The 11382-nt window shown below is 60.6% G+C and carries 10 protein-coding genes; 6 read left to right on the top strand and 4 right to left on the bottom strand.

The features are described 5' to 3' along the window. Positions 1–182 precede the first annotated feature (182 nt). Positions 183–1574: a P-loop NTPase fold protein gene (locus O0879_RS09550; RefSeq protein WP_289916099.1), complete on the top strand. Its 1392-nt coding sequence runs from the start codon at positions 183–185 to the stop codon at positions 1572–1574. 140 nt (positions 1575–1714) lie between these two features. Here the strand turns inward: O0879_RS09550 and O0879_RS09545 are convergent, their stop codons facing one another. Both O0879_RS09545 and O0879_RS09540 read right to left on the bottom strand, forming a co-directional pair. Then, positions 1715–2908, bottom strand: coding sequence for a PLP-dependent aminotransferase family protein (locus tag O0879_RS09545; protein ID WP_289916098.1), 1194 nt, complete (start codon positions 2906–2908; stop codon positions 1715–1717). Positions 2909–3084: 176 nt separating this feature from the next. Further along, on the bottom strand, positions 3085–3999 hold the full coding sequence (locus O0879_RS09540; RefSeq protein WP_289916097.1) for a DMT family transporter: 915 nt from the start codon (positions 3997–3999) through the stop codon (positions 3085–3087). 129 nt (positions 4000–4128) lie between these two features. Between O0879_RS09540 and O0879_RS09535 the strand changes: the two genes are divergently transcribed. The 4 genes from O0879_RS09535 to O0879_RS09520 all read left to right on the top strand — a co-directional run bounded on the left by O0879_RS09535 (position 4129) and on the right by O0879_RS09520 (position 8474). After that, the gene (locus O0879_RS09535; protein ID WP_289916096.1) at positions 4129–5547 is read left to right on the top strand and encodes a PLP-dependent aminotransferase family protein; all 1419 of its coding nucleotides are present in this window, start codon (positions 4129–4131) and stop codon (positions 5545–5547) included. Positions 5548–5645: 98 nt separating this feature from the next. Continuing rightward, positions 5646–7565 (top strand): molecular chaperone HtpG, encoded by a 1920-nt coding sequence (gene htpG / locus O0879_RS09530; protein ID WP_289916095.1) that lies wholly within the window; start codon positions 5646–5648, stop codon positions 7563–7565. A 148-nt stretch (positions 7566–7713) separates the two neighbouring features. Next, on the top strand, positions 7714–8103 hold the full coding sequence (locus O0879_RS09525) for a hypothetical protein (RefSeq protein ID WP_251351884.1): 390 nt from the start codon (positions 7714–7716) through the stop codon (positions 8101–8103). Next, on the top strand, positions 8100–8474 hold the full coding sequence (locus tag O0879_RS09520; protein ID WP_289916094.1) for a hypothetical protein: 375 nt from the start codon (positions 8100–8102) through the stop codon (positions 8472–8474). The genes O0879_RS09525 and O0879_RS09520 overlap by 4 nt, the downstream gene beginning before the upstream one ends. On the opposite strand, the gene O0879_RS09515 is transcribed toward O0879_RS09520, so the two are convergent. Beyond that, complete coding sequence (locus O0879_RS09515; protein ID WP_289916093.1) at positions 8451–9182, bottom strand: alpha/beta hydrolase; 732 nt, start codon at positions 9180–9182, stop codon at positions 8451–8453. The genes O0879_RS09520 and O0879_RS09515 overlap by 24 nt on opposite strands. A gap of 134 nt (positions 9183–9316) precedes the next feature. Here O0879_RS09515 and O0879_RS09510 point away from each other — a divergent pair, with 134 nt between their 5' ends. Continuing rightward, positions 9317–10354, top strand: coding sequence for a hypothetical protein (locus O0879_RS09510; RefSeq protein ID WP_289916092.1), 1038 nt, complete (start codon positions 9317–9319; stop codon positions 10352–10354). Positions 10355–10356: 2 nt separating this feature from the next. On the opposite strand, the gene O0879_RS09505 is transcribed toward O0879_RS09510, so the two are convergent. After that, the gene (locus O0879_RS09505; RefSeq protein WP_289916091.1) at positions 10357–11382 is read right to left on the bottom strand and encodes a hypothetical protein; all 1026 of its coding nucleotides are present in this window, start codon (positions 11380–11382) and stop codon (positions 10357–10359) included.

Genomic DNA, 11382 nt, shown 5'->3' with positions numbered 1-11382 from the left:
TTGGGCGAAAAAGACGCTTGCTGTGCCGCTGCACCTCCCGGTGTAATGTGGCGGGAAAAGTCTCCCGGTGAGAGGATGAGTTGTCGCAGTTTGGCGCGGAAAGTATTTTAGTTGAGTTATGAAATTCACTAGCCGGATTGTGATAATCTACATTGTTTATATTCAAATAATTGTTAAATATCATGAGCTTTCGAATATCTGAAATTGACATTCCACTCAGTGAGCCTTTCAAGAATGACGCTCTAGATCGTGCTGTAATGGTAGAGTTTATGGCGAACGTTATTGAAAAGGCGAGTGGTAAGCCACTTGTTATAGCTGTAGATGCCCCATATGGTTCTGGGAAATCAACTTTTATTGGAATGTTAAATGCTGTTCTAATTAATAAAAATTATCAAACGGTAAATTTTAATGCATGGAAAGCGGATCATGTTAGTGATCCGCTTGTGGCGATGGTGGCAGCTTTAGATGAAGCACTGCCTAAGGCTGAAGATAAGACCGGTAAGTTGAAAGCCGGGCTGGCCAAAGTTAGAAATATAACAGGGAAAATTGCGAGGCGTGTTCTTGTTGCTGGGGTGAAGGTCGGGACGGCAGGAGTACTTGACATTGAAGATGGTTTGGACGAGATTGTCCGTGATGCAGCAGGGGATGCAGTCAGTGATATCGTGGAGATATTTCAAAATGAAACTAAACTTAATATTTCATTTCGAAGTGAACTGGAACATGCCGTTAGCCAACTTGAGCTTGCACAAAAAAATTCTACTTTGGTATTTTTCATTGATGAATTGGATAGATGTCGCCCCGATTTTGCAATATCTCTTCTGGAGCGTGTAAAGCATATGTTTGATGTGCCAAACATTGCATTTATTCTCTCTGTTGATAAACGCCAACTTGAGGCCGCAACTGCTGCAGTGTATGGTGAACGTATAAACGCAGCAGAATACTTGCGTAAATTCATCGATTTGGAATTCGGACTACCGCTTCCTCATAATAAGAAATTTGTAGAAATGGCAGTGGCTAGATGTGGCCTAAGTGCGTTGTTTTCCCTGCATTCGCAGGACGGGGGAGCATATCAGTGCGGTCAATTTACTCGTTTTTTAACATTGCTTTCCCGAATTTTACGGTTGACGTTAAGGACTCAGGAACGTTGTATAACTAGAATGAAACTCGTGCTTGATCAAACACCAATGGGTCATTCATCGAATCCGATACATGTAGCATTACTTGTCGTGCTAAGAGCTGTTGATCAAGAATTTTTCTATCAGACAGTAAAAGGAATTTTGTCTCCAGATGAAGTTTTGAATTTCTTCCGTGCTAAGCCGGAGGGCGAAATTGCACTCAATTCTACAGAAGGTAGAATTCTTCATGCACTTCTCGTAACAGAGGATAGAAATGATGAGCGTAAGAAAGAATTTAAAAAGAAATTGATTGATGTAATGAATGCAAATTCTTATACTCGGGATGAGGCTAATAAGGCAGGTGAGATGCTAAATCTTCTTGATTCATTTGGGATGGATGGAAAAATTTTCCCAATTATTGCACGTAAAATTGATATTGCTGCGCAAATTAGAGATTAGAAATTTTATGATTATGTTGGTATTTTATTGGCAATAAAAATAAATGGCGCCATTACTTAATGAGGGTTTTAATGTATTTCTTGAAAATTATTGTTTTTTAAATAATAAGGAGGCGTTTTTTGCCTCCTTATTATTAACTATTACATTTTTGCGGCGATCAGTTTGCCGAGGATGGCGATGCCTTCGCGGATGCGTTCCGGCGGTACCGTCACGAACGACAGGCGCAAGGTGTGCGTTTCCGGCGTGTTGGCGTAGAACGGCGCGCCCGGCACGAAGGCGACCTTGTTGGCGATGGCTTCATCGAGCAGTTTCATCGCATCGATGTGCTTCGGCAGAGTAACCCAGATGAACATGCCGCCTTCAGGCTTGGTCCACGTGACGCCTGCCGGGAAGTGCTCTTCCAGCGCCGACAGCATGGCCTGGCACTGGTTGCCGTACAGGCTGCGGATGCTGGGGATATGCCGGTCCAGGAAGCCATCCTTGATCACTTCATGCACGACCATCTGCGTCAGCTGCGACGTGTGCAGGTCGGCCGCCTGCTTGGCCAGTTCCAGGCGGCGCACCAGTGGCATCGGCGCCACCACGTAACCGAGGCGGATGCCGGGCGTGAGCACTTTCGAGAACGAGCCCATGTAGATCACGCCGTCCGGATTCATGTTGATCATCTTCGGATACGGTTCGCCGCTGTAGCTCAGGGCGCCGTACGGATCATCTTCAATCAGCGGCAGGCCGTGGCGGGCGCAAGTTTCCACCAGTTCCACGCGGCGCGCCACGGACAGGCTGCGGCCCGTCGGGTTCTGGAAGTTCGGCAGCGCGTACAGCAGGCGCGCGCCATCGGCGACGGGGTTGACAGACGACGGCACCAGGCCTTCGTCATCGGTATCGACGGAAACGAATTCGGGACGGTAGACGGAAAACGCCTGCAGGGCGCCCAGGTAGCTGGGGGTTTCCACCAATACCTTGCTGCCTTCGTCGATCAGGACCTTGCCCAGCAAGTCCAGTGCCTGCTGCGAGCCGGACGTCATCAGCACTTGTTCCGGCAGGATGGTGCTGCCATTGCTGGAAAGCGAGTCGGCGATCCACTGGCGCAGCGGCAGATAGCCGTCGGTCGGGCCGTATTGCAGGGCGACCTTGCCATTGTTCGACAGGACCTTGTCGAAGGCGGTTTTCATTTCTTCCACGGGGAAGGTGGCGGGCGAGGGCAGGCCGCCGGCAAACGAGATGATCTCGGGACGCTGCGTGATCTTCAGGATTTCACGGATGAACGAGCTTTGCAGCTGTTCCGCGCGTTCGGCAAAGCGCCATTGGATCGGATTCGGATTTTCAATTTTCATACGAGTCTCACAGAAGATGCCGAGCTGCGCCGGCTGGATTTGTTGGCCCGCTTGTGGCGGTGCGTGCGCAAGCGGCGCCGGATAGGCGTCGCCATGGTGCTGCGGTATTGTACGGCTTGCACGCCGCTCTGCCCATCCGCACGCGCAACGGCGTTGCAAATGGGCGTCAAGGAGCGTTACTTCAGCTTGCGCCCGATCCCCACCACGGCGATCACGGCGCCCGCAAACAGCAGGCTTTCACCTGTCAGGGGTTCGTGCAGCAGCACCGCCGCGCCCACCAGGGTGAGGAAAGGCTGCAGCAACTGCGTCTGTCCCACGCGCGCCACGCCGCCCAGCGCCATGCCCCGGTACCAGAAAAAGAAACCGATAAACATGGAAAACACGGAAATGTAGGCAAAGCCCAGCCAGGCCGCGCTGCTGGCCTGCGCCATGAGCGCGCGTTGCGGCCAGGCGTTCCACAGCACCACGGGCAAGACAAATGGCACGGCCAGCAGCAACGCCCAGGAAATCACATGCTGGCCCGGCATGGCTTGCGCCAAGCGCCCGCCTTCGGCATAGCCGAGCGCGGCCAGCAGCACGGCGGCAAAGATCAGCCAGTCGGCCAGGTGGAAGCTGCCGCCGCCCTGGCGCAGCGCGAAGGCCACCACCAGCGCCGTGCCGAGCAGGGCCATCAGCCAGAAGCCCAGCGATGGGCGCTCCTTGCCGCGCAATACGGCAAACACGGCGGTGGCCAGCGGCAGGATGCCCACCAGCACGGCGCCGTGCGAGGCGGGCAGGCTGCGCATGGCGATCGACGTCAGCCAGGGGAAGCCCAGTACGCAGCCCAGCGACACGAGCGCCAGCGGCAGCCATTGTTCGCGGCGCGGCATCGGCGCGCGCTGCTGCCATAGCCACAGGCCGGCCAGGACGGCGGCCACCAAGGCGCGGCCCAGGGCGACGAAGGTGGGGTCGAGTTCGGCCACCGCCAGCCGCGTAAAAGGCAGGGTCAGGCTGAAGAGGGCGACGGCGATCAAGCCCAGCAACAGGCCGGTGCGGTCGGCGCCGAGGCGCGGTGGATGGTTGGAAACGATGGTGCTGGTGTGCGAAGACATGGGATTCCCGAGGCTGGCGTGACAAGGTATGGGCATGGATTAAACTGCCCGATACTGCTATCCTAGGGTGCAATAGCAATACAGTACAAATACACTTCCACGCATAATTTCACATACTGTGATGGTCATATGAGCAATACACTCCCTTTGCTGTCGCGCGTCTCGGGCGAAACCCTGATCGACCAGATCGTGCGCTCGCTGGCGGCGCGCATCGACGATAAGCTGCTGCGCGGCGGTGCGCGCATGCCGTCGATCCGCCAGTGCGCGGCCAGCCTGAGCGTGTCGTGCGCCACGGTGGTGGCCAGCTACGACAAGCTGGTGGCGCGCGGCTACCTGGAATCGCGGCGCGGCGCCGGCTTTTTCGTGTGCGAGCGCTCGCCGTTGAACACCCCCTTGCCGCCCGCTGGCGCGCAGGATGCGGCGGCGCAGCCGATGGACGTGGTGTGGCTGATCCGTAACATGTTCCGCCAGACGCCGGCCATCCCCGCGCCAGGCTCCGGCATGCTGCCCGCCGAGTGGCTCGATGGCGACCTGGTGGCGCGCGCCTTGCGCGACGTCAGCCGCCAGCCTGGTAGTTTGCTGCTGGGCTACGGCGCGCCGCAGGGTTTCCTGCCGTTGCGCCAGCAGTTGCAGCTGAAGCTGGCGGGGCTGGAAATCGGCTGTCCGCCCGAGCAGATCGTCACCACGGTGGGCGTGATGCAGGCGCTGGATCTGGTGGCGCGCGAGTTTGCCCGTCCCGGTGAAACGATTTTCGTCGACGATCCCGCGTATTGGCTGATGTTCGGCGCTTTTGCCGCCATGGGCATGAATGTCATCGGCATCCCGCGCTTGGCCGACGGCCCCGATATCGCCGTGCTGGCCGAGCTGGCGGCGCTGCACCGTCCCAGGCTGTACGTGATCAATTCGGTGCTGCACAATCCCAGTTCGACGTCGCTGTCGGCGGCCAAGGCTTTCCAGGTGCTGCGCCTGGCCGAACAGCACGATTTCCTGATCGTCGAGGATGACATTTATTGCGACATGCACCCGGGCGGCGCGGTGCAGCCGGCCACCCGCCTGGCCGCGCTGGACCAGCTGCGCCGCGTAATTTACCTGGGCGGCTTTTCCAAGAGCCTGGCGGCGAACCTGCGCGTGGGCTTCATCGCCACCTCTGCGGAGCGGGCGCAGCGCCTGGCCGACCGCAAGATGCTGGCAACGCTCACCACCAGCGACATCGGCGAGCGCGTGGTGTATAAAATCCTCTCGCAGGGGCTGTACCGCAAGCATGCGGAGCGCCTGCGCGCGCGGCTCGACAAGGTGCGCGAGGGCACGTACCGCAAGGTCGAGCAGGCGGGCTTGCGCTTCGACCCGGCGTCGGCGGGCATGTTCGTGTGGGCCGATGCGGGCTGCGACACGAATGTACTGGCCGAAAAGGCGCTGGCTCAGGGCCTGGTGCTGGCGCCGGGCAGCCTGTTTTCGCCGCGCCAGCTGCCGTCGACCCGCATGCGCCTGAACCTGGCCACGGTGCAGGACGAGCGCATCTGGGCGTTTTTCGACCGCGCACTGGGGTAAACTGGGCATTGCAGGACATTCGGCTGGGGCTCTTGAAATCGCTTGGACCATCCCCAACTCCGTAGAATCCGTCCCATCCACAAGACTATGAGGTAAAAATGGCTGTCTCCGAAAAGCAAACCCTGGGTTTTCAGACCGAAGTGAAGCAAATGCTGCACCTGATGATCCATTCCCTGTACTCGAACAAGGAAATCTTCCTGCGCGAATTGATCTCGAACGCGTCCGACGCGGCCGACAAGTTACGCTTTGAAGCGATCGATAACGACGCCTTGTACGGCAACGATCACGAATTGAAGATCAAGGTCAGCTTCGACAAGGATGCGCGCACCATCACCATTTCCGACAACGGCATCGGCATGACCCGCGACGAGGCAATCTCGCACCTGGGCACCATCGCCAAGTCGGGCACCAAGGAATTCTTCGGCAAGCTGTCGGGCGACCAGCAGCAGGACGCGGCCCTGATCGGCCAGTTCGGCGTGGGCTTCTATTCCGGCTTCATCGTCGCCGACAAGATCACCGTCGAAACGCGCCGTGCCGGCGTGGACGCCTCCGAGGGCGTGCGCTGGGAATCGGCCGGTGAAGGCGATTACAGCATCGAGACTATCGAAAAAACGGGCCGCGGCACGGACATTATCATGCACCTGCGCGAAGGCGAAGACGAATTGCTGTCGAGCTGGAAGATCAAGTCCATCATCCGCAAATATTCGGACCATATCTCGCTGCCGATCGTGATGCAGAAGGAAGAGTGGGACGACGAGAAAAAAGAAACTGTCCTGAAAGACGAATTCGAAACCGTCAACCAGGCCAGCGCCCTGTGGGCCCGCAACAAGGCCGACATCACGCCGGAACAGTACGACGAATTCTACAAGCACGTGTCGCACGACTTCCAGTCGCCGCTCACGCACACGCACAACCGCGTGGAAGGCCGCAGCGAGTACACGCAGCTGCTGTACATCCCGGCCAAGGCGCCGTTCGACATGTGGGACCGCAACAAGCGCGGCGGCATCAAGCTGTACGTCAAGCGCGTCTTCATCATGGACGATGCCGAGCAGCTGATGCCGACCTACCTGCGCTTCGTGCGCGGGGTGATCGACTCGGCCGACCTGCCGCTAAACGTATCGCGCGAAATCCTGCAGGAATCGCGTGACGTGAAAGTGATCCGCGAAGGCTCGACCAAGCGCGTGCTGGGCATGCTGGAAGAACTGGCGAACGCGGATGAGCAGGACAAGAAGGACAAGTACGCCGTCTTCTGGAAGGAATTCGGTCAGGTGCTGAAGGAAGGCATCGGCGAAGACGCGGCCAACAAGGAGCGCCTGGCCAAGCTGCTGCGCTTTGCCTCGACGGCCAACGACAGCGACGAGCAAATCACCTCGTTCGCCGACTATGTGGCGCGCATGAAGGAAGGCCAGGACAAGATTTACTACGTCACGGCCGACAACTACGCCGCCGCCAAGAACAGCCCGCACCTGGAAATCTTCCGCAAGAAGGGCGTCGAAGTGCTGCTGCTGACGGACCGTGTCGATGAATGGATGCTGTCGTTTATCCAGGACTTCGAAGGCAAGGAACTGGTCTCCGTCGCCAAAGGCGGCCTGGACCTGGGCGCGCTGGAAGATGAAGCGGAAAAGAAAGAGCACGAAGAAACGGAAACCTCGTACGCCGACCTGGTGGGCAAGATGAAGGCCGTGTTGGCCGACAAGGCCAAGGATGTGCGCGTGACGTTCCGCCTGACCGATTCGCCAGCCTGCCTGGTGGCCGATGAAAACGAATTGTCGGGCAACCTGCTGCGCATGCTCAAAGCTGCTGGCCAGAGCGCGCCGGAATCGAAGCCGATTTTGGAAATCAACCCGAACCACCCGCTGGTGACGCGTTTGAAGTACGAAGATGCGGAAGGCGGCAAGTTTGGCGACTGGGCCAACATCCTGTTCGACCAGGCCATGCTGGCCGAAGGCGGTTCGCTTGCCGATCCGGCCAGTTTTGTGAAACGCCTCAACGAATTGCTGCTCAATTCGGCGAAGTAATCGCCTCGCTGCAGATGTAATCAAGCCGGCCCTTTCCTCGTGAAAGTGCCGGCTTTTTTTATGCTACAGTGCGCGATTATTTTATTTTATGGAAAAAGCAATGGCGCATTGCCCGGCATGTGACAGTTCCAACGTTCAACGCCTCTCCATGGTGCATGCCTCCGGCATTTCCGGCACCTCTACCCATATGTCGGGCAGGATCGATGGCGATTTCATCCACGGTCATGCGCATACGCGCAGCCAGACCTTGCTGTCACGCCAGGCCGCCGGGCCGACGATGCAGACCCACCAGAAGGCAGGGCTGATCGTGTTGGGCGTGATCATTTTTGTCATCGCCGCCGTCGTCTTTTACCAGGCCGGCGCGAATGGCCTGTTCTGGATCTTCGTGGCAGGGGGCGTCGTCTCCATCGCCTTGTCGCAAACGACCTTCGTCGCCAATTGGGACAAGGAGGCTGCCGCCTTGCAGGACAAATATGCGCGTACCTTCATGTGCCATGCCTGCGGCCACCGCTTCATTCCTGTACTTAAGCAACCGTGAAAATTCGCCTGATGGCGGGCCTGGGCGCGCATGCGCTGGGCTGCCTGCTGTTTATTGCCTTGAGCTGGCTGGGTTTCTTCCTGTACACGCAGCTGTTCGGCAGCCTCGGCTCGCGCGGCGTGGCCGGCGGCCTGGCGCTGCTGCTGGTGTTTTACGTGTATGCGGGCACGAATCTGCTGCTGGCGCTGCTTCCTCCCGGCAGGTGGAAGCAGGTGCTGTGCGCCTTGCTGGGCGCGGCCGTGCTCGCGTATCTGCTGCCCCAGCATCCGCTGCGGGCCATTTACTTCAGCGCGCTGGCGGGTGGTTTGAGCTGGCTGGCCGTGCTGGCCGTGCTGGCCGGCACGCGTTTAAGCGGATACCTGCGCGGCTGACAGGGCGTTGACAAAGGCGGCGACGGCGACGGCGGCCGCTTCCGGCGCCGCCTGCAGCAGCATGTGCGGCGCGGCGATGTCGGCCAGTTGCGCGCCGGGTGCCAGGCGCAGTATCTGCAGGGCGTTCGCCGGCGGCACCAGGCGGTCGTGCCGGGCGCGCAGATACAGCACGGGCAAGCTGCCGCGCGCGAAGCTGCGCGAGGCGTCGGTTTCCAGCACGGCGCGCAGGCGCTGGCGCAGCACGCTGGGAGGCACTTGCGCCAGCGCTGCCGCCAGTTCCGCCTGCAGTTGCGGCGTGGAGCAGGGCGCCAGCAGCGCCTGGCGCAGGGCGAAGCCGGGCATGGCGCCAAAGGGCACAAGGCCGAGCAGGTGGCGCAGTGGCGCCAGCATCGGGCGCGGATTGCGCACGAATGAACAGCACAGGATCAGGGCGCGCATGCCGGGCGGCGGATCGGCGCGCAGGGCGGCCCCCAGCGGCCCGGAAAACGATTCGGCCAGCACGACGAAAGGGCGTTCCTGCGGCAAGCGCTCGCGCACGAACGCTTCCAGCGCCGCGTAATCGAGTGGCGCGGCCGGATAGGCGATGGCCAGGGTATCGATGGCGGCCTGCGCGCGCAAGGCGGCGTCAAAGCGGTCGAATAGCCGGGCCGTGCCATCCATGCCGGGCAGGAGGACAAGCAGGGGCGAGGCGTGGGTTGGTGTCGTCATTGCGGCCATCATAGCAGCCGCGCCGGCATATGGGCCGTCCGCCAGCCGCACCGCATGGGCGCTGGCGCCATGCTAGAATCGCCAGCGCGCCCTGCGTGGCCGCAATTGCGGCCAAATCCCCGACAGACAGAATCATGCATATCATTTTTTCGAATTACCGTACTCTGGGCGGCGCCTTGCTGGCAGCGGCCTGCGTCCTTTCCCAGTCCGCCGGCGCCACGGCGGCACCCTCCGCGCCGGCCGGGAAAAGCCTGTCCTCCTTGCTGGCCGGCGGCCCCTTGCCGCGCCTGAGCGACGATGCGCAGGTGCGGGCCGCCCTGTTCGACTTCTTCGGTTACGCGCGCGGCAGTTACACGGAAGACGATGAATTGCTGCTGGCGCAGGCGCTCGAAGCGATCAGCGAAAAGCGCGACGCCACGCGCAGCGTGCTGGCCGATGGCCGCCAGTTGCTGGCGTCGATGAATGACCGCAAGCAGGGCCGCGAACGGGGTGCCATGCTGCTCGACAAGCGCGGCGCCATCATCGCTTTTGGCCTCGTCAACGGGCATTGCCACCTCGAGGGCCAGCCGCTGGCAAAAGTCTGCAATCCCGATCCGAACGCGGTGTTGACTGTGTTCCACCGCAAGGGCATGCTGGTCGGCGAAGCGGCGCCCTTGCTGGCCTGGGCCCGGCAATTGCCGCCCATGCTGGCGCTGATCGCGGGCGACAAGGAAGCGGGCGCCGATGGGCAAAAGATCGCCAGCGTCGAATATGTGCTGGCGCAGCCGGCCCTGCCGGGCTGGAACCGTGCCCAGTTGCCGCCCGCCTATCCGCCGGCGCTGCTGGCGCTGCTGCTCGATAAGTCCACGGTGCTGACGTCGGCCGGCGCCGGCGTGTTTGCCTATCCGCTCACCTTGAAGGGCAAGAAACAGAACAATGTGCTGGACCATGCCGAAGGCCGCCCGCCGCGCGACCTGGAAGTGGCGCTGCGCAGCTATGCCAGTTTCGACACGGTGGTGGAGCGCTACCGCCAGCTGGCCAAGGGCGCCAGGCTGCAGCGCAACGAGCGCACGGCCTACCTCGATGGCGACATGGGGCAGGGCAGCTACCGCGTCTACATCCGCAACACGGGCGCCGACGGCGTGATGATCGACGTGGCCTTGTGGCAGCGCAAGCTGGCGGCCGGTCGCTGATTTCAGGCAGGGCGCGCCGGTTCGTAGCCCAGTTGCACCAGCTGCGCGGCGATGGCGTCGTCGCGTGTTTTCCTGCCGGTGCGTAGGCGCGCATGCGTCAGGGACGGGGGCAAGCCATGCGCCAGCAATGCGTCGATGTCGAGCATGGTCTCGGATGCCGACAACTGGCGCAGGGCGGGCAAGGTGGCGAGGCCGGGCAGGCTGTCGAGCGTCTTGCAGGTGTGCAGGTTCAGGCGTTCGAGCACGGGATTGGCCCCCAGCGCGATCTGCCGCAGCTTGATCTGGTCTTCCACCCATAGCGCCTGCAGCAACGGGAAGCGGCCGATGTCGCCCAGCGTTTCCAGGCCGCGCACGCGTATCACTTCCAGCTTCTTCAACAGCGGCGCCTCGATGTGCGCGAGCGATTCGCGGCCGCCCAGCTGTAACAGCAGCCTGTCCAGACGGCCCATCTCCGAGATGAAATCCAGCGGCACTTTGTTCTTGATGCGGTACAGCGACAGCTCGTTCAGCGCCGGCAGGCCGGTCAGGGTGTCGATGCGCTGGTGGTGGCCTTCGAGGACCAGGCTGGCCAGGTGCGTATAGTGGCGCAGGGGTGCCAGGTCGATATTGTTTTTGGCCGACTCGCCCAGATGCAGGTATTCGAGGCCGCGCAAACTCTCCAGCTGCAGGATGTCGGCTTGCGCCAGCTCGTACACGCCCAGGCTCAGGCGCTTGAGATGCCGCAACTCGCCCAGCGCTTCCAGATGGATGGCTTGCCGGTGGTAATCGATGGACAGGCTGGCTACATGCGGCAGCGCGCGCAGGATGCTGGCATCGAACACCCTCGGGTCGTAGCCGTAGATGCGGATGGTCAGCGCCGTGCCGCAGGTGGCGGCCAGGGCGTCGAGGTCGGCCAGCAGCGGTTCCGGCTTGGCCAGGGTATTGAACTGCACCAGCACCTGCTTGCCAGCGGCAATGGCGGCGCGGATCGCCGCGGCGTCTATGTGCTCGGGGTTCTGGATGCACTGTGGCCGTTCTGCTTGCGTCAT

The sequence above is a fragment of the Janthinobacterium sp. SUN120 genome, from assembly GCF_030397735.1.
In the GTDB taxonomy this organism is placed as follows: Bacteria; Pseudomonadota; Gammaproteobacteria; order Burkholderiales; family Burkholderiaceae_D; genus Janthinobacterium; species Janthinobacterium kumbetense.
Note: the sequence above shows the minus strand (reverse complement) of the source record. Positions and strands in the feature narration are given on the sequence as shown.

Excerpts from the sequence above, each read along its gene's own strand:
- O0879_RS09550 (WP_289916099.1), top strand. The coding sequence starts at position 183 with ATGAGCTTTCGAATATCTGAAATTGACATTCCACTCAGTGAGCCTTTC.
- O0879_RS09545 (WP_289916098.1), bottom strand. The coding sequence starts at position 2,908 with ATGAAAATTGAAAATCCGAATCCGATCCAATGGCGCTTTGCCGAACGC.
- O0879_RS09540 (WP_289916097.1), bottom strand. The coding sequence starts at position 3,999 with ATGTCTTCGCACACCAGCACCATCGTTTCCAACCATCCACCGCGCCTC.
- O0879_RS09535 (WP_289916096.1), top strand. The coding sequence starts at position 4,129 with ATGAGCAATACACTCCCTTTGCTGTCGCGCGTCTCGGGCGAAACCCTG.
- htpG (WP_289916095.1), top strand. The coding sequence starts at position 5,646 with ATGGCTGTCTCCGAAAAGCAAACCCTGGGTTTTCAGACCGAAGTGAAG.
- O0879_RS09525 (WP_251351884.1), top strand. The coding sequence starts at position 7,714 with ATGGTGCATGCCTCCGGCATTTCCGGCACCTCTACCCATATGTCGGGC.
- O0879_RS09515 (WP_289916093.1), bottom strand. The coding sequence starts at position 9,182 with ATGACGACACCAACCCACGCCTCGCCCCTGCTTGTCCTCCTGCCCGGC.
- O0879_RS09510 (WP_289916092.1), top strand. The coding sequence starts at position 9,317 with ATGCATATCATTTTTTCGAATTACCGTACTCTGGGCGGCGCCTTGCTG.
- O0879_RS09505 (WP_289916091.1), bottom strand. The coding sequence starts at position 11,382 with ATGACGCAAGCAGAACGGCCACAGTGCATCCAGAACCCCGAGCACATA.